This is a genomic window from Vibrio sp. 1CM23M (assembly GCF_023161755.1).
GTDB lineage: Bacteria > Pseudomonadota > Gammaproteobacteria > Enterobacterales > Vibrionaceae > Vibrio > Vibrio coralliirubri.
In genome coordinates this window covers 937,040-953,856 of record NZ_JALNTR010000002.1, presented here as the reverse complement: position 1 = coordinate 953,856, position 16,817 = coordinate 937,040, and the positions used below count along the sequence as shown (strand labels likewise).

Genomic DNA, 16,817 nt, shown 5'->3' with positions numbered 1-16,817 from the left:
GATTATTTGAACGGGTTTAATGTAACAGGAGCAATAAAGAATTTCAGGTTCCAATCTGGTGCATATGGCACATACTCAGCTGGATTGGTTGTATTAACATTTGCATCTGGTTTCATTACGTAATATTGAAGTTCTACACCCCAACGAACTGGCATTGGCCCAACCTTAAACATATCGATATAGCCTAATCCGACAGGTACAGTAAATTGGTCGGAACCGTCTTTTGTCCAATCAATTTGAATATTAGGTGTCATACCAATTAACGCGGTGTTGCTGACACGATAGTTTAAGAAATACTGGATGTCCGCTTGATTGGTTGACTCAGTAACGCTGTCACTGCCGCCCACGTCCCACCATTGCTGAGCTAAGAAACCAACGTTCCAGCTTTCAATACTGGTTGGATTACCTGTTTCTTTACCAAGACGAGCGACCATTGCTGCAGGGCCGACTTGCCACTTATCTTGCGTTAAACCATCAGTACCTGTTGGCATGATCATCGTTGGACCAACACCCCAAATCCACCCATCATCACGGTTAGGGGCTGCCATTGATAGAAAGACAGTGTCTCCCATACCGTTTGTACGTCCTTCAAAGAAATCACCGTTTTCACGATCGCCTGGTGAACTGTAGTGGTTGGCAACCAAACGGTTCACCAAGTTCCATTCACCATCCATGATAGGTACAGGCATTACTGGTTGAAAGCTGAAGCGGTTTTGCATCTCATGGTGACCACCTTCTTTTTCTAGAAAAGTATAATCATTTTGAGTAATTAGCATCCATACATCTGATACTGGGTTTGCTGATTTTTTTGCCGCTTCTTGTACTGATAATTTTTCTTGTGCACTTGCTGTTGTTGAAAGTAATGCTGCTGCAGTAATGGCACCAGAAAGGAAACTCTTTTTAATTTTAAGCATATCTATACTCTTAGTCATAACTTGTTTGGCATTCACTTCATCTTCATAGTCATGAAGTGTTTATTCGTTGGCGAGAAATATAGAAGATGTGAATAATATGAATCTACGTAATATTTCGTTTTGTAATCATCGCAAATACGATAGCTAATGATCTTTATTCATTAGTAGTGAGTTTTATAAAAAATAAAGGGCTGCTTTTTGAACTAATGTGTTGGTCGTTCTTTAGGAAAATAGCGAGCGGAGAAAGCGTTCCTCCAAATCTCTTCATTAGGCTGAATAAGGGCTGCAGCCTAAAACGCTTGAAAATTAATAGGTTTAGTTGAAAGAGCAGTGTTTTGTTAAATGCACAATTTTCAGCCTGCGCTGTGAAAAAGACAAAGAGCTTTACTAAGTAGCTGAAAGCGACTGTGAAACAGTGTCACGAAAAGTGAGACAATAAGCCCTTGTTTGTTGGGTTTATTAGGTTGATAATCAATGCAAATCAGAACGGTGATAAATGACTTGTCGATTGAGAGTAGAAAGAAAATTAATTGAAATGCTTAGCCCAAATAAAAAAGCTTAGCGCGCAGGGCACTAAGCTTAATATTTAGTTAAAAATTTCAGGTAAGTAATATAGATTTAGCCAGATGACTAAATTTAATTCTTATTTGAGTTAGTGTTGTTCAGGGCTGAATGTTACTTGAAGCGATAGTTCACTTGTAAGCCAAAGTAGTGTGCATAACTCTTGTATTGACCGTTAAGGTTACCTAGCGAAGGTGCAAGGTCGAGCGTGTAATCAATGTTTGGTGTACCTAAGTCGATGTAGTCGTAGTAACCACGCACTTGCCAGCTGTCGTTTACTTGATAGGTCGCACCGACTCCATAGCGCCAAATGTCGCTTACCGGGAGGTCCATGTATACCTTTGTCGGATCATCTTGCGGTGAGGTTTCGTAACTCACTCCGGTTTCTAATCGCCATTGTTCATTAAGTTGGTAGTGTGTACCGATCGCGAAATTCCATACATCATCAAAATCACGTTGAACGATTTCAATTGGTGCATTGTTCAGGTCTAGTGTTAGGTCTGTCCAAGTTGATAAGTCATACCAAGTCACACTCCAAAGCATGTCCCACTGCGGATTAACGGCATGAACACCACTTGCTTGAACGTGTTGTGGCATGATGAAATCTAATCCAACATCCATGTTGACGATATTGCCTTTGAATCCTGGCTGCGTTGTTTTTACATCGCCTTCACCGTAATGCGCGATTTCAGAGCGATAAATCAAACCGATACGATGTGCTTCGTTGAATTTGTAAAAGGCACTGAGTGTATAACCTACGTTAAAATCGTCGGCATTGGCCTCAAGCTTGCCCTCTCCAATCGTTGGGAGAACTCCCGGAAAGACATCGAGTTCGCCATTTGCTGAGAAGTATTCCAGATTGATGGCAGCACCAACAGCAAACTTGTCAGTTACTTTGTACGATATAGCTGGTGCAATTTGTACGGTAATAAACTCCACGTTTTCTAATAGATTACCACCGTGGAAATTGTCACCATAATCAACGCCGGAACCACCCTGTGATGCAACTGAAAGGCCTGCGTGGAATTGATCGTTGATTGGTGTGACAAAGTAGAAACTGCCTGTTGGGGTTGTTGTCCCGCCATCTGCGTTCTCCCCATTTGAAAATGCGGGGCCTGTTGAACCTTGATCAGAGTAATCAAATGTCGTGTCTAAAATAGAAGCATTTACTGTAACGTTGGTTTCTTTTAGTTGAGACATGCCGGCCGGATTAGTCCAAGCTGTTAACGCACTCTCTGCTAGAGCTGCGGTACCAGCTCCTGCAGTACTTGCGTTCAATGAACCTAATTCAGGAAGCAATGGGCCAGCCGCCATTGCATGAGTTGAAAGCGTTGACACTACAATGGCAAGTGCGTGTTTTTTCATGGAATAGAACCTATTTTGGGAGCAGTTTTTAGGGCGCTGATAGTAGTCTCACAAATTGGGTCGAAAAATAGCGAATTAACATTTCATAGTATCGTATTTACGATAGGATAAGATTTGTAGATACACGAGAGTATTATCCAGAATAAAGGCATGATCTATGAGCAACGACATCCCCAACTTCAATCTACTTGCCGTGTTTTCTGCGGTGATGGAGCAGGGCAGTTTAAGCAAAGCTGCGGATCAACTCAGTACCAATCAATCGACCATCAGTACCGCGTTAACTCGTCTAAAGAAAGAGATTGGCCAAGAGCTTTTTGTTCGCAAAGGAAGAGGTGTTGCGCCTACGTCTTATGCGCAAAGCTTGTATGAACAAATTAAAGCGCCGATCAATGAACTCAATGGCGTGTTTCAGTCGATGGCTAATTTTGATGAGCAATCCTCTGAGCGTAAGTTTGTTATTTCTGCACCTGAGCACTTACAGTGGGTACTGCTCAATAGTTTCGCGGCGCTTCCTAATCAAAACTTGTCGCTGGAAGTCTTTGATCAGCCAGACAGTGATGAGCGCATTTATGAAGATCTTTTGACTCAAGAGTTCGATGCGATGATCGATATTGTGGTGCCTGAACACCCAAGTATCGTCAGTGAAACACTTTATGAAGGCGAGTTTGTGATCGTGTGTCGAGCTGATCATCCACGGATTCAAGGTGAAATCAGCGAAGCTCAGTTCCTAAGTGAAAAGCATGCTGTATTAGACAGAACACGACGCAAAGTTCGCAGTTTGAATCACTACACTTCTTTGGATCTGTCCCAGCGTAAAATCGTGTTCCATGGACGCTCGCTGTTCAGTAATATCTTGCTGTGTAGCCAATCCGATTACATCACTGTGGTGCCTTTATCTATGGCCGTGCAGTTCCAAGAAAAGTTAAGTTTGCAGCTGTTCAAGCCACCCTTTGAATATCAGCCGATGTCTCACTATCTGATTTGGTTGAAGAAGCAGAACAGCGACCCCGCTCATAAATGGTTCAGAGAACAAGTCATCAGTACATCAGATTCAATGTCGAAGGCACTTAAAGATAGGCGGTTGCGATTTTAATTTAGAGTCTAAATCTAAGGGGAGCATTGGCTTCCCTTTTTTGTGTCTTTTAGTTGGTACTAGTCAATATGTTAATAACAAAACATTATCAAAATAAGAATATTTAATAATTTCACTGATTTGTGTGTGTTCAGTAATATACCTAGCAACAGAGAAGTAGGTGGCCTCAAGGTCAACCTAAACGAACACTACTTAGCTTCTGAACGAGGCTGAGATTAAAGTATCAAGGGCGAAATATGAAATTCCTACACACAATGATCCGAGTTACTGATTTAGACAAGTCTATCGAGTTCTACACCAAGGTATTGGGAATGAAGGAACTTGAACGCCATGAAAACAAAGACTACCGCTACACATTGGTTTTTGTTGGCTACGAGCAAGGCAGCACGACTATCGAGCTAACGTACAACTGGGATACTAACGAGTACGAGATGGGCAGCGCGTTTGGTCATCTGGCATTGGGTGTAGAAGATATTTACGCAGCATGTGACAAGATCAAATCGCTAGGTGGCAACGTCACTCGCGAAGCGGGTCCAGTGAAAGGCGGTTCAACTCATATCGCTTTCATTACTGACCCAGATGGCTACCAAATCGAACTGATTCAACTAGGTTAATCGAGGAGATAACAATGACAAACGCACTATTTCAACCAATTCAACTTGGTAATATCGAGCTTAAAAACCGTATTGTTATGCCACCGATGACGCGTTCTCGTGCAACGCAACCTGGTAATTCAGCAAACGACATGATGGCGGCTTACTACGCTCAACGCGCTTCTGCAGGTTTGATTATTGCGGAAGGCACACAAATCTCACCTATGGGGCAAGGCTATGCTTGGACTCCAGGTATCTATTCTGACGAGCAGATTTCTGGTTGGAAAAAAGTGACTGATGCCGTACATGAAAAAGAGGGCGTTATCTTTGCTCAACTTTGGCATGTAGGTCGTGTAACACACCCAGATAACATCGGCGGTGAACAGCCAATCTCGTCTTCTGCACTTAAAGCAGAAAACGTAAAAGTATTCATCGATAACGGTGCTGATGAACCGGGCTTTGTTGATGTGGTTGAACCTCGTGAGATGACGAAACAAGACATCAAAGCAGTGGTTGAACAGTATCGCCAAGCGGCTTTGAACGCGATTGAAGCAGGCTTTGATGGTATTGAACTTCACGCAGCTAATGGTTACTTAATCAACCAATTCATCGATTCTGAAGCAAACAACCGCACTGACGAATACGGTGGTTCAATTGAAAACCGTTTACGTTTCCTTGGTGAAGTGGTTGAAGCTATGGTTGAAGCGATTGGTGCTGACCGTGTTGGTGTACGCCTTGCTCCGTTCACATCGTTGAATGGTACGGTTGACGCTACGCCAGTCGAGACTTACACAGCGGCGGCAGCACTACTTAACCTTTACAAAATTGTTTACCTGCACATTGCAGAAGTTGATTGGGACGATGCACCTGAAACGCCAAAAGCATTTAAAGCGGCAGTTCGTGAAGCTTACGATGGCGTCCTTATTTATGCGGGTAAATACGATAGCGAGCGTGGCGAAAAAGCCGTTGCTGAAGGCGTAACTGACATGGTTGGCTTTGGTCGTCCATTCGTTGCGAACCCAGATTTACCAGCTCGTATTCAAAATGGTTACCCACTTGCGGCGCACGATCCAAACACATTGTTCGGTGGTGCTGAAAAAGGTTTAACGGATTACCCTGAATACGCAGGCTAAAAACAGCTGCCTGAAGCAGAGTATTGAGATAGTATCTCGATCCTGTTGAATGTTTATAAAAAGCAACCTTGCAGAGTCGGGTTGCTTTTTTTGTTATTGGACCAAGTAAAATGATGAACGTGAAAGCGATGCGCGGAGAGCTTTACCTTCTATCTGCCACCCTGCTAGCTGGGGTGGGATGGATTGCATCTAAGCTGGTGGTATTAGAAATGCCTGGGCCAGTGTTTATTGGTGTGCGATTCCTCGTCGCGAGTCTTATTCTTCTGCCATTTTGTATTCACCATATTCGTAAGCTTTCGCTTAAGCAGATTCTATCTCTTTGCGGCGTGGGTTTGTTGTTGTCTGCTTCATTGCAGGTATGGGTGTTTGCGGTTTCTGTAACGGAAAGCTTGTCGGAAGGGGCATTCATCATGAGCTTAGCCATGATCATTGCACCGTTTGTGTCTTGGATTTTGTTTCGAGTTAAGCCTAATCGTGCGTTTTGGATGTCTTTCCCTATCGCGATTATCGGCATGCTATTGCTGACTCTGGGCAACGGCTGGCATGTTGAGCAGAGTCAGATTTACTTCTTGCTAGCATCGATGTTGTTGTCTGTGCACTTTGTGATGAACAAGCGTGTGATTACCAATATCAAGCCTATCGCATCAATCTGTGTGCAGCTGTTTGTGGTGGGTGTGAGTGGTTTAGCTTTTGCTTCTATGACAGCTCAGCCGGAGTTCGAAATCACCAAAACCTTAGTCTTCTGGTTTATCGTTTCTGCGGTGATCGCAACGTCTATTCGTTACTTGCTGCAAACGGTCGGTCAGCACTCCGTGAACATGGAAGTGGCGGCATTGATCATGATTCTTGAGCCTGTGTGGACGCTGCTGTTAAGTGTGAGTGTGCTTGGCGAAAGTGTAGAGATGCAGAAGTTGCTCGGTGGGGCGGTGATCATTGCTTCACTGTTTTGCTATATCAAGTGGTCGAGACGAAAATAAAACACTCGGCGCAAGGCCGAGTGTGGGTTGTTTTTCAATACACGTTCAGAGTGTAATAATTTCTAAGCACTAAGCACTAAGCACTAAGCACTAAGCTAGGTAAGCAGTGAACGCGGTAAGATCAGATTGCCGCGACTACTTTCTGAAGTAGCTTGAGCATTTGTTGCTGTTCTTCAGCATCTAACTCGTTCATCAACTCTTTGTTTAAACGAACTGGGATAGGAACGAGTTGTTCTTCAAGTGCTTTGCCTTTTTCCGTTAAGTAAATTCGGAAAGAACGTCGACTGTTTGGATCGGCTCTGCGTTCGACCAGTTCAAGCTTTTCTAACTTGTCTAATGTGCGTGTCGTTGTTGAATTCTCGACTTTGGATTTCGCAGCAATATCACGCTGAGTCACACCTTCTTCTTCCCAAAGACACATCATGGTTGGCCATAGAGCAATGCTTAAGCCATGTTCTTTCAATTCCGTGTCGAAATCTTTGGTCGACTTATTGGCGATCACATTGATCATCCAACCAAAGCTTTTTTGTCTATCAAACTCTTCTGGCATCTTTCGCTACCTAATTTTACTGTGATATTACAACTATTGTCATCGTAACTAATACCGATGCAATTAGCACCAACAACGCTTTCCTATTTGATGAAAAAGCCAACTGACTGCTATTTCTGAAATGATCCGTTGACGCTGAATGGTTTTGTTTGCCTGTGATCATGGCAAGAACCAGCGGTTTTGAACGCAGTTTGTAGATGATAATAGCCACTAAGTGCAGTACGACAAAGACCACTAACATGCGAGCGGCAATGCCATGCACCGCACATAACACATCGAATACTGCATCAGTAATCACGAGTTCCGAACCTGGAATCGCATCAAAGAAACCGGCAATAACAAGCCCTGTCATACATTGGATAAACAGAGTCGTGATCATTCCTATCACCATCCAGGCACCCAACGGATTATGTCCCGGTTTTGGGCGAGCCTTTCCACGCAAGTAATTCCAAGCCGATTTCGGGGAGCTAATGAATTGAGAAAAACGACTGGTATCACTGCCGACGATTCCCCAAACCAAGCGCCATAAAATCAGACTAAACAGTGCGAGCCCCAAGTAAACATGGGGGCCTTGTCCGTTAAATCCTGATGCAGCAAGACCAATAAAGAGTGCGGCTTGAAGCCAGTGATAAAGTCGAGTTGGTAGATCCCAGATTTTCATAATGCTTTTCCTATTTGTAAATTTGCTTGGTGGGAATAATTTACACAACAACAGTTGTGCACGCAACTATTGTTGTGTAAATTAAATGCACCTCATCGATTACGGCTGAACTATCAAGACGTAATTAACGAATAAATCACTCAGTCAATTAACTACTCAGTCAATAAATTACTAGGAATGACACTATGAAAAAATTCACTATCGCTTTAATCATCGCACTGTCTACAATTGCTCTGCCTATGATCTCTACAGCCGCAGCGGATGTTGTAAATAATCGTCAACAGGCTTTTAGCTCTATTGAAGAGGTCAGCAAACAAGTCGATTCAGAATTGAATAACAGTGACGTGGATTGGCTGAAGGTGGGCGAGTTAAGTGAAATGTTGGTGGAACATGGTGATGTCTTGAACGCGAGTTTTGATGAAGCTGACACAGGAGGTAAGGCCAAGAAGGAGATTTGGAGCAAGCCTGAGAAATTCAATCAACTGATGTTACAGATGAATCAAGGTTTTGCAGAGCTGTATCAGGCGAGTGTTGAACAAGACTTGTCGAGTGCAGAGCAAGGGTTAAATTCTGCGAATAAGACGTGCAAAGGGTGTCACCGTACTTATCGTTCTCGTTGGTAACGATTCTAACAACGAGCTTTGAATACAGGTGGTAAAGTCGAACCCTTACCACCATAGTCCTATCGCACAGCCTTCTTTTCTTTGTGCTATCAATTCGAATGCACTAGGGGCGGGAAAGGACGTGAATGAATTAGTCGCGAATAGTGACTTTAGTAATCACAATATCTTCGCAAGGCACATCTTCGTGTCCCCAACGAATAGTCGTAGGTGCTACAGCGATTTTGTTTACCACATCCATACCTGCTGAAACCTTACCGAATACCGCGTAACCCCAGCCAGCATTGGTTGTTGAGGTGTGATCTAGGAAGTCGTTGTCATCAAGGTTAATGAAGAACTGCGCTGTTGCAGAATGTGGTGCATCAGTACGCGCCATTGCCACAGAACCAATCACATTCTTCAAGCCACGGTTTGCTTCGTTGACGATCGGTGCACGAGTTGGTTTTTCTGTCATGTCGATAGTGTGACCACCACCTTGAATCATGAAACCTTCAATAACACGGTGAAATGTTGTGCCTTCGTAGAAGCCATCTTGGCAGTATTTAAGGAAGTTTTTCGACGTTACTGGCGCTTTTTCAAGGTTCAGTTCAATCTCGATATCGCCAAAGTTGGTGGTGAAAGTAATCATAGGGCTACCTAAAGTTGAAGTTTACTGAGTCGTAATGACGAAAGTGGGTTGCAGTATAGGGAAAATAACAACGGATACCAGTGATGGTTTCATTGTGGTTGAATTCTCGTCAACCACCAAAATCACGCCTGATATTGTTTAAGGAACATCTCGACACTTGAAGTAATGATCACTTGTTTGTGCCCAGCATCCGGTGACGGCACATGACCAATGATTTGCGGCCAAAACGCAAAAGACTTAAGCAGACCAATGAACTGCGTGGAGGCGAATTGTGGGTCAAGATCGATTAGACGACCGTCTGCCAATGCGGCTTTAATCCAGGTTGTAAGTCCACTTTCTGCTTGGGAATATTTTTCCATCGCTTGATGCGCCAGTTCTGCGTTATGGAAATACTCTGAGAACAACACGCGTGACAGGTCGATGAAGCCTTCAGACTCAAGTAACTCAAGTTCTTGATTGGCTATCGATGAAAGCTGTTCTTCAAGTGGCAGCTCTGCTTGATAAGGGAAATGCGTAGCGGCCAGAGTTTTGCTCCAAATACTGTCTAGAATCTCATCTAAAAGGAGTTCTTTACTGGCAAAGTGATTGTATACGGTGCGCTTTGATACTTCTGCGCGACTCGATATTTTATCCATGCTGGTCGCCTTGTAGCCGCGCTCAGTAAACTCTGCGATAGCAGCGGCAACGATCGATTCACGTTTTCTTTGGCTCAGTGTTTTTTTTACAGTCATCGGGATACTACTCAATATGTCGCGGTTAGCATTGCATACGATAATTTTACACCAGTAAGTTTACTTTTAGAACAACAATCCGTGTATTGGTAATTCGGTCGATAGCAACTGAATCGCTTTGCAATGCACTGTGGGTATCATAGAATCGAAAGTGTATTCGAATTTTATTGATATCAACGGAAGAGAATAAACAATCAATGAGTAGTATTTTAGAGTGTATTCGTACAGTTGGACGAGGAGAAAGAGGGCGTAAGCCTTTATCGTTCGAACAAGCCTACCGCATCATGGATGAGTATTTAAGCGGAGAGGTCGGTGACGACCAAATGGCTATGCTACTGATGCTGATTCGTGTGCAGAATGAAACTAATGAAGAGATCGCTGGCTTTGTAAAAGCGTTTCAATCTCGAGTGCCAGATTTAGGCGCTGATATTGATTGGCCGTGTTATGCAGGTAAGCGTAACGATAACGCCAGTGGCAAGCCTTGGAACTTGTTGGCAGCAAAAATACTCGCTGACAATGGCTATAAAGTGTTAATGCATGGCTATATGGATAAGCCGAGCGGTAGGACGCACGTTGAAAGCCATTTGCAAGATGTCGGTGTGCAAAGTGCTGAGAACCCTGAACATGCTAAGTCGATTCTTGAACAAGACGGCATTGCTTATTTACCGCTAGCTAACTTTGCGCCCGAAGCACAAACCATGATTGGTTGGAAACACCGTTACGGTTTGAGAACACCAATTAACACGGTAGTTCGAGCATTGAATCCTGGTGGCGGCCGTTTAGGTTTGCGTGGCAGTTTCCATCCTGGCTTCCCACAACTTCATGCGGAGGTTGAGCATGTTATCGGAAATAAATCCCACTCGGTGATTTCATTCAAAGGGATGAACGGTGAGTCGGAATATAATCCTAAAGTTAGCCAAACGGTGTGGATGAGCTCTCCTGACAAAGTCGAATCGTTCTACTGGGAAGAGATGATGAACCTAGAGCTGCCACTTCCTAGTCAATGTGTACTTGGTACGTCGGCTCAAGAGATGGCGCTAATGGCGAATACCGTTGTCGACAGCATGACAGCCATTCTGTTTGCAGAAACGCACGATAAAACTGAGGCATACCAGAAAGCGGTGCGCCTGTGGCATGAGTATTGTGCGCGTTAGATGGTGGTTTGCAGCCAATGAGAGAAGGTCAGCGAGCTCTGGCCTTTTTTATACTTGATTTCTAGTAAGGGCTTTTCGTGAACGCCCGAACAATAGTGCTACTTCACTCGCATCAAGCGATGCATTTTGTCTTCGAACTGAATCTCAATCACCTGTGAGATTTTCATCTTATCAACACGATCAAGCATTCTAGCTTGGTAATCACGTTTCTTCATCCACTCTAGAGGTTCTTTAAAGCCATCTTCATTAATCACAAACGACTGATCGGTAATGGAGTCTTCAAAGATATGAACCACCCAAATGCGTGATTGGAAATCCAATAACTCGCTAAAGTAGCTTTTTAACTTAGATAAGGAATTAGTTAGATACGTTTTAGGTGAGGTTTGAGAGGACATAGTAAACCGTATTGGGACAATGAAAATCGGCAAGGGCGCCGTCTGATCATTATAGCCTTTACCCGTTAGGCTTGTCAGGTCGAATTCGGCAGCCATTCACGCTAATGCTTTGCTATTGCTATTGCTACTGTGGCTGCCAGTTCGTGATTAACCAAATCAGTGTCGGATTCACTATTTTATGAATATGCCAAAGTCGATCTCTTGTTCTCTTTGATACTTCACCAGCTTTACTTTTAGTTCGTGTTTTGCTGCTAAATCAATAGCTAAGCATGACATGCGTTTTATCTCATCAACGCAGCTTGATATAAGCGGTTTTTCTTGATTATCAATAGTGGCGATGAGTGTGTTTTCTGTGCCGTCGTTACCTGCATAAACATACGCGTACATGTTGTTGTCGTGTTGCATAAACTTCCTAAATCGGGATTTCTAATTATTAGTGCGGTGAAGATTACAGGGTTTATTTACGCAGGCTAGTTCGGCTAAGTAAGGTTAAGCAAGGGAAAGTAAGGCTTTGTAAGGGCTCTTTTTTTCTTTTTTCTGGCGTTCGAAAACGTGCTCAACCCTTTGTTTGTCTCACTTTTTTGTCTTGTTAGGTTTTGCCTATCAATAAAATTGTTGAAATCCATTTAGTAAAATCAAGATTTTAGACAACAATTAACTTAACAAGATAGAAAAATATATGACGCAAAGTATTTAGGGAGAACGCAATGCATTCTATTAAAGTGAAAGATTACATGACGCAGCAGGTTGTGACATTTACTCCTGATATGCCGTTAAGTCTAGCGTTAGACAAAGTGATGCGTAGCCACCATATGGGTGGGCCCGTAATCGATGATAACGAACAAGTGATTGGCTTCCTTTCAGAGCAGGATTTACTCGAGAAACTTGTGAAGGTCAGTTACTTCTGCCAAGACACACACCTTGTGGGCGACTGCATGTACCAAGAAGTGCTGTCGGTGTCACCTGACCTATCCATTATTGAATTGGCGGACATGATGCAGGTTGGAAAACCGAAAGCATACCCTGTGATCGATAATCGAAAACTGGTGGGTATTATCACCAGAACCGATGTTTTGAGAGCAATCGGCAAGAACTTGGAAGAATGCTTCAAACATCAGGTATAGTAGCGTGTTAAGAACGATTATTTTTCTCAATACCCTCAATTGAAAAAAGGCGCACTAGCGCCTTTTTTCTGTATAGCGCTTTTCTTTGTGGATCCTTTATTTGTGGATCCGTAGCCTGTTGATCTGTTGAACAGCTGATTAGGCTTTAGCTCTTGGGTATTCCAACTTTTGGAGGTTTCATGTCAAATCAAACGGCAAAGTTTGTTGAAGGTTCAACGATGCGCCACATATTGGTGATGTCGGGGGCTGGCTCTGTCGGTTTGATGGCGTTATTTGTGGTCGATTTACTCGACATGCTGTTTATCAGTATGCTCGGACAGGTCGAATTGGCTGCTGCGGTAGGCTTTGCTGGTACGCTGACTTTCTTTTCTACCTCCGTTTCTATCGGTACTTCCATTGCCATGGGCGCATTAGTGTCCAAAGCCATCGGCTCAAAGAATCAAGAGCACGCTCGAAACCTAAGCACCAGTATCATGATGACTGCGTTTGTTATCAGTTCAACCATAACTGCAGTCATGTTCGCTTATATTCCAGAGCTGCTAGCCGCGATAGGCGCCAAAGGCATTGCAGCCGAGCGCGCTCAAGCTTATCTACAGATTTTGCTACCAAGTGGTCCATTTTTGGCGTTAGCGATGGCTGCGGGTGCGGGCTTAAGAGCGGCAGGTGATGCCAAACGTTCGATGTGGGCAACTTTGTCGGGCGGCATTGTTAACGCGATTCTCGATCCTCTGTTTATTTTTGGTTTTGGTTGGAACATCGAAGGGGCAGCTATCGCTTCGGTTGTCGCTCGTTTCTCGGTGCTATTCTTTTCGCTTTATCCTCTTATTCGCAGCCATCAGCTGGTGGCTCCGCCTTCTTTTGTGCAATGGCGTCTTAATATTCGACCAATATTGGCGATTGCGCTGCCTGCGATTATCACCAATACCGCTACACCTATCGGTAATGCGATTGTGACAACGGGTATCGCACAATATGGTGAGGACTTTGTCGCGGGCTTTGCCGTGATAGGTCGTCTGACGCCAGTTTGTTTTGCGGTTATCTTTGCCTTGTCTGGCGCTGTGGGGCCAATCATTGGTCAGAACTTTGGTGCTGAACGCATGGACCGAGTGAAAGAAACACTCAACAACTCATTATTGGTTACTACGGCATACACCATTGCCGTTTGTATCTTGTTGTACTTCGTTCAAGGTTATGTCATTCAAGGCTTTAGTCTACAAGGTGATGCAGCAATTATTGTGGCGGCTTTCTGTACCTATGTGGCGTTAACCTTCACCTTTAACGGTGCACTATTTGTTGCCAACACCTCTTTTAATAACTTAGGCAAACCGCTTTATTCGACAGCATTGAATTTGGGCAAAGCGACGTTAGGTACTTTGCCATTCGTCTATCTAGGTTCGCAGTGGTATGGCGCTTTGGGTGTTCTCTACGGTCAAGCCTTGGGTAATGTTCTGTTCGGGATTTTAGGTATCTTGGTACTTCGACATCATATCGCTGAGCTGATGCAAGGTTCTCAAGTCGACCCTGTGGAAGATGATGTGTCGATTGTCAGCCTAAACACACAGCCATTCTGTTCACACGATGCGGTGCTTATTGATGATGTATCGGCGAACCGTGAAGAGTGTGCGGAGCTTAAATCTCGGTAATTCTGTGCTTTCTGAATAAGATTTTTGTTTTTTGATAACTTCTCCTTGACCTTGGAGTTGCCTCCAAGGTTTATACTCCTGTTGAAATTAAGGTTATGTTGCTCGTGAGTTAGCAACAGCCTCAAGGCTTTTGAGTATTTAGGAGATATTTTATGTGCGCAAAACATGCAGCGTGCCGCTCAGCAAAAGTGGACGTTCAAACTCAAGCGGCAGGAGCAAGTTGCTCTAGCCCTAAAATTTCAAGCATCACAGCAGCAGGTGCTTCATCTGGTTGTTGTAGCTCTTCCGCTGCACCGTCATCGTCTGGAGATGATTGTTGTAGTTCGTCGGACAGTGGAGAAGAAGACAGTCAGTCCTCAACTTTATCTCTCGACGCCAAATTTTCGAAAAGTTGGCTGGTTGCCGGAATGGACTGCCCAGCTTGTGCAAGAAAAATAGAAAACGCGATCAGCAATATTGACGGTGTTATTCAAGCGAAGGTTCTCTTTGCTACCGAAAAGCTGGTTGTGAAATTCGATAATGAAAGCCTTGCCGACACCATTGAACAGGTCTCTATCAAAACGGGTTTCCCTCTTACGGAAGTCGGTTCAAAGAAAGAAAAACAACAACCTGAGACTTTTTGGCAAGCTCATATCCAACCTAATTTACAGATTATCGCGATTGCAGCGGCAATGCTGTTTGCGGCGCTTGTGAAAAGCACCTCACCTCAATTAAGTGAAGGCTTATTTACGGTAACTTGTCTGCTTGGTTTATATCCGGTGGCGAAAAAAGCGGTTCAGTTGGCACGCTCAGGAACACCATTTGCTATTGAAACCTTAATGAGTGTTGCCGCGCTGGGTGCTTTGTACCTTGGCGAAACTGTAGAAGCTGCGATGGTTCTATTGTTGTTCTTGATTGGTGAGCGCTTAGAAGCGTTTGCTTCATCTAGAGCAAGAAGTGGCGTTCAAGCGCTAATGGCATTGGTCCCAGAAAACGCGACTAAGATCATCAACGGCGAACGTGTAGAAGTTGCAGTCAGTGAACTGGTTCCAGGTGATGTGATTGAAGTGGCTGCGGGCTCTCGTTTACCTGCTGACGGCCAATTGATTACAGACGCGGCAAGCTTTGATGAAAGTGCGTTAACCGGTGAATCTGTTCCTGTTGAACATATCGAAGGTAACAGCATCATGGCTGGCGCTGTGGTGGTCGATAAAGTGGTTCGTATCACCATCACTTCAAAACAAGGTGAGAACGCGATCGATCGCATTCTTCATCTGATTGAAGAAGCAGAGTCTCGTAAAGCACCACTAGAGCGATTCCTCGATAAGTTCAGCCGTTGGTACACACCGTTAATGATGGTGGTGGCTTTGTTGGTCATCATCACGCCACCATTGTTGTTTGCGCAGCCATGGGAAACATGGGTATACCGTGGCCTAGCGCTGTTATTGATTGCTTGTCCGTGTGCCTTGGTTATCTCGACTCCTGCAGCGATTACCTCTGGCTTAGCAGCAGCGGCGAAACGTGGCGCGCTCATTAAAGGCGGGGCAGCGCTAGAGCAGCTTGGCAAAATCAAAACCATCGCTTTTGATAAGACAGGCACACTGACCGAAGGTAAGCCTCAGGTTACGGATATTCAACCTCTATCGGGTTGGCAACAAGACGAGATGCTGCGTGTGGTTGGGGCAATTGAAGTTGGCTCTACTCACCCGTTGGCGCAGTCACTTGTCGCTAAAGTAAAAGAGCTGAATATTGAGATCCCTGAATCACACAACAAGAAAGCGTTGATTGGTAGTGGTGTTGAAGGTGATGTTGATGGTGTTAAGTATCAGGTTCTGTCACCGTCTAAAGTCACGTTCGAACTTGGTGCCGATGTGGTTTCTCAGGTAGAAGCATTAGAAGGCGAGGGCAAGACGGTTGTGGTTGCTCTTGAGGTTAAAGATCAAGAAGAGTCAACAGAACAAGCTACGACTGTGATTGGTCTGATTGCTTGGCAAGATACGTTACGCAGTGACGCTAAGCTTGCGATTGAACGACTTAATGACTTAGGTATTCAATCTATCATGCTGACTGGCGATAACCCGCGCAGTGCAGCAGCGATCAGTAGCAAGATTGGTATGCAGTACAAGGCAAGCCTGTTGCCAAGCGACAAGGTATCTTACGTTGAGGAGTTGTCTCAACAGTCGCACGTGGCGATGGTCGGTGATGGCATCAATGATGCACCAGCAATGAAAACGGCGAATGTCGGCATCGCAATGGGTGGTGGTACGGATGTCGCTTTGGAAACGGCGGATTCAGCACTGACTCATAACCGTTTAACTGAGCTGCCAGCGATGATTGAACTGTCGCAAGCGACCATGAACAATATCCGTCAAAATGTAGCCCTTGCGCTTGGTTTAAAGGGCGTATTCTTGGTGACAAGCTTGTTAGGTATTACCGGTTTGTGGGTGGCAGTTTTAGCGGATAGTGGTGCAACTGCATTGGTGACATTGAACGCATTGCGTCTGCTTCGATTTAAATCTAAAGCGGATTAAATCGAGTTCACCGACATAGAGCATTCTTAATATAAAAAGCGCCTTTAGCAGTAATACGTTAAAGGCGCTTTTTGTCTCATTAGTATGCAACACAGGCGTGCGGATTGCTTATTTTTGTGATGCCAATCGGTTTTTTGTGAAACTTGAATTCTTGTTGCGATCATT

At 44.3% G+C, this 16,817-nt stretch carries 17 protein-coding genes; 9 read left to right on the top strand and 8 right to left on the bottom strand.

What is annotated here, in order from left to right:
* Nucleotides 1-2: 2 nt before the first annotated feature.
* On the bottom strand, nucleotides 3-914 hold the full coding sequence (locus MSG35_RS09595) for a hypothetical protein (protein ID WP_248383775.1): 912 nt from the start codon (nucleotides 912-914) through the stop codon (nucleotides 3-5).
* Between the two features lie 675 nt (nucleotides 915-1,589).
* Entirely contained in the window at nucleotides 1,590-2,840 is a 1,251-nt protein-coding gene (locus tag MSG35_RS09590) for an outer membrane protein transport protein (protein ID WP_065675664.1), read from the bottom strand.
* A 157-nt stretch (nucleotides 2,841-2,997) separates the two neighbouring features.
* On the opposite strand from MSG35_RS09590, the gene MSG35_RS09585 reads away from it, so the two are divergent.
* From MSG35_RS09585 to MSG35_RS09570, 4 genes are all read left to right on the top strand, one after another.
* A complete protein-coding gene (locus tag MSG35_RS09585; protein WP_248383774.1) occupies nucleotides 2,998-3,933 on the top strand; it encodes a LysR family transcriptional regulator in 936 nt (311 codons plus the stop codon).
* 236 nt (nucleotides 3,934-4,169) lie between these two features.
* Nucleotides 4,170-4,547, top strand: a complete 378-nt coding sequence (gene gloA / locus MSG35_RS09580; protein WP_248383773.1) for a lactoylglutathione lyase — start codon at nucleotides 4,170-4,172, stop codon at nucleotides 4,545-4,547.
* A gap of 14 nt (nucleotides 4,548-4,561) precedes the next feature.
* The gene (locus MSG35_RS09575; RefSeq protein ID WP_248383772.1) at nucleotides 4,562-5,659 is read left to right on the top strand and encodes an alkene reductase; all 1,098 of its coding nucleotides are present in this window, start codon (nucleotides 4,562-4,564) and stop codon (nucleotides 5,657-5,659) included.
* A 110-nt stretch (nucleotides 5,660-5,769) separates the two neighbouring features.
* Nucleotides 5,770-6,636: a DMT family transporter gene (locus MSG35_RS09570; RefSeq protein ID WP_248383771.1), complete on the top strand. Its 867-nt coding sequence runs from the start codon at nucleotides 5,770-5,772 to the stop codon at nucleotides 6,634-6,636.
* Between the two features lie 121 nt (nucleotides 6,637-6,757).
* Here MSG35_RS09570 and MSG35_RS09565 read toward each other — a convergent pair whose 3' ends face one another.
* The gene (locus tag MSG35_RS09565) at nucleotides 6,758-7,186 is read right to left on the bottom strand and encodes a MarR family transcriptional regulator (protein WP_050622032.1); all 429 of its coding nucleotides are present in this window, start codon (nucleotides 7,184-7,186) and stop codon (nucleotides 6,758-6,760) included.
* 16 nt (nucleotides 7,187-7,202) lie between these two features.
* Nucleotides 7,203-7,847 carry a cytochrome b/b6 domain-containing protein gene (locus tag MSG35_RS09560; RefSeq protein ID WP_248383770.1) on the bottom strand — a complete coding sequence of 215 codons (645 nt, stop codon included), beginning with the start codon at nucleotides 7,845-7,847 and terminating at the stop codon, nucleotides 7,203-7,205.
* A 185-nt stretch (nucleotides 7,848-8,032) separates the two neighbouring features.
* Between MSG35_RS09560 and MSG35_RS09555 the strand changes: the two genes are divergently transcribed.
* Nucleotides 8,033-8,470: a cytochrome c gene (locus MSG35_RS09555; RefSeq protein ID WP_248383769.1), complete on the top strand. Its 438-nt coding sequence runs from the start codon at nucleotides 8,033-8,035 to the stop codon at nucleotides 8,468-8,470.
* A gap of 130 nt (nucleotides 8,471-8,600) precedes the next feature.
* Here the strand turns inward: MSG35_RS09555 and MSG35_RS09550 are convergent, their stop codons facing one another.
* Complete coding sequence (locus MSG35_RS09550) at nucleotides 8,601-9,095, bottom strand: peptidylprolyl isomerase (protein WP_050652294.1); 495 nt, start codon at nucleotides 9,093-9,095, stop codon at nucleotides 8,601-8,603.
* A gap of 122 nt (nucleotides 9,096-9,217) precedes the next feature.
* Entirely contained in the window at nucleotides 9,218-9,826 is a 609-nt protein-coding gene (locus MSG35_RS09545) for a TetR/AcrR family transcriptional regulator (protein WP_065675669.1), read from the bottom strand.
* Nucleotides 9,827-9,993: 167 nt separating this feature from the next.
* On the opposite strand from MSG35_RS09545, the gene MSG35_RS09540 reads away from it, so the two are divergent.
* Nucleotides 9,994-10,980 carry a glycosyl transferase family protein gene (locus MSG35_RS09540; RefSeq protein ID WP_282449845.1) on the top strand — a complete coding sequence of 329 codons (987 nt, stop codon included), beginning with the start codon at nucleotides 9,994-9,996 and terminating at the stop codon, nucleotides 10,978-10,980.
* 98 nt (nucleotides 10,981-11,078) lie between these two features.
* Here MSG35_RS09540 and MSG35_RS09535 read toward each other — a convergent pair whose 3' ends face one another.
* Together MSG35_RS09535 and MSG35_RS09530 are read right to left on the bottom strand one after the other, a co-directional pair.
* Entirely contained in the window at nucleotides 11,079-11,375 is a 297-nt protein-coding gene (locus tag MSG35_RS09535; RefSeq protein WP_050622140.1) for a hypothetical protein, read from the bottom strand.
* Between the two features lie 171 nt (nucleotides 11,376-11,546).
* A complete protein-coding gene (locus tag MSG35_RS09530; RefSeq protein WP_248383767.1) occupies nucleotides 11,547-11,780 on the bottom strand; it encodes a hypothetical protein in 234 nt (77 codons plus the stop codon).
* Nucleotides 11,781-12,082: 302 nt separating this feature from the next.
* On the opposite strand from MSG35_RS09530, the gene MSG35_RS09525 reads away from it, so the two are divergent.
* From MSG35_RS09525 to MSG35_RS09515, 3 genes are all read left to right on the top strand, one after another.
* Entirely contained in the window at nucleotides 12,083-12,499 is a 417-nt protein-coding gene (locus MSG35_RS09525; protein ID WP_017060213.1) for a CBS domain-containing protein, read from the top strand.
* A 179-nt stretch (nucleotides 12,500-12,678) separates the two neighbouring features.
* On the top strand, nucleotides 12,679-14,142 hold the full coding sequence (locus MSG35_RS09520; RefSeq protein WP_248383766.1) for an MATE family efflux transporter: 1,464 nt from the start codon (nucleotides 12,679-12,681) through the stop codon (nucleotides 14,140-14,142).
* Between the two features lie 152 nt (nucleotides 14,143-14,294).
* A complete protein-coding gene (locus MSG35_RS09515) occupies nucleotides 14,295-16,652 on the top strand; it encodes a zinc/cadmium/mercury/lead-transporting ATPase (protein ID WP_248383765.1) in 2,358 nt (785 codons plus the stop codon).
* The last annotated feature ends 165 nt before the right edge of the window (nucleotides 16,653-16,817 follow it).

Excerpts from the sequence above, each read along its gene's own strand:
- MSG35_RS09535 (WP_050622140.1), bottom strand. The coding sequence starts at position 11,375 with ATGTCCTCTCAAACCTCACCTAAAACGTATCTAACTAATTCCTTATCT.
- MSG35_RS09585 (WP_248383774.1), top strand. The coding sequence starts at position 2,998 with ATGAGCAACGACATCCCCAACTTCAATCTACTTGCCGTGTTTTCTGCG.
- MSG35_RS09555 (WP_248383769.1), top strand. The coding sequence starts at position 8,033 with ATGAAAAAATTCACTATCGCTTTAATCATCGCACTGTCTACAATTGCT.
- MSG35_RS09560 (WP_248383770.1), bottom strand. The coding sequence starts at position 7,847 with ATGAAAATCTGGGATCTACCAACTCGACTTTATCACTGGCTTCAAGCC.
- MSG35_RS09575 (WP_248383772.1), top strand. The coding sequence starts at position 4,562 with ATGACAAACGCACTATTTCAACCAATTCAACTTGGTAATATCGAGCTT.
- gloA (WP_248383773.1), top strand. The coding sequence starts at position 4,170 with ATGAAATTCCTACACACAATGATCCGAGTTACTGATTTAGACAAGTCT.
- MSG35_RS09565 (WP_050622032.1), bottom strand. The coding sequence starts at position 7,186 with ATGCCAGAAGAGTTTGATAGACAAAAAAGCTTTGGTTGGATGATCAAT.
- MSG35_RS09595 (WP_248383775.1), bottom strand. The coding sequence starts at position 914 with ATGCTTAAAATTAAAAAGAGTTTCCTTTCTGGTGCCATTACTGCAGCA.
- MSG35_RS09545 (WP_065675669.1), bottom strand. The coding sequence starts at position 9,826 with ATGACTGTAAAAAAAACACTGAGCCAAAGAAAACGTGAATCGATCGTT.
- MSG35_RS09550 (WP_050652294.1), bottom strand. The coding sequence starts at position 9,095 with ATGATTACTTTCACCACCAACTTTGGCGATATCGAGATTGAACTGAAC.
- MSG35_RS09520 (WP_248383766.1), top strand. The coding sequence starts at position 12,679 with ATGTCAAATCAAACGGCAAAGTTTGTTGAAGGTTCAACGATGCGCCAC.
- MSG35_RS09525 (WP_017060213.1), top strand. The coding sequence starts at position 12,083 with ATGCATTCTATTAAAGTGAAAGATTACATGACGCAGCAGGTTGTGACA.
- MSG35_RS09590 (WP_065675664.1), bottom strand. The coding sequence starts at position 2,840 with ATGAAAAAACACGCACTTGCCATTGTAGTGTCAACGCTTTCAACTCAT.
- MSG35_RS09515 (WP_248383765.1), top strand. The coding sequence starts at position 14,295 with ATGTGCGCAAAACATGCAGCGTGCCGCTCAGCAAAAGTGGACGTTCAA.
- MSG35_RS09570 (WP_248383771.1), top strand. The coding sequence starts at position 5,770 with ATGATGAACGTGAAAGCGATGCGCGGAGAGCTTTACCTTCTATCTGCC.
- MSG35_RS09530 (WP_248383767.1), bottom strand. The coding sequence starts at position 11,780 with ATGCAACACGACAACAACATGTACGCGTATGTTTATGCAGGTAACGAC.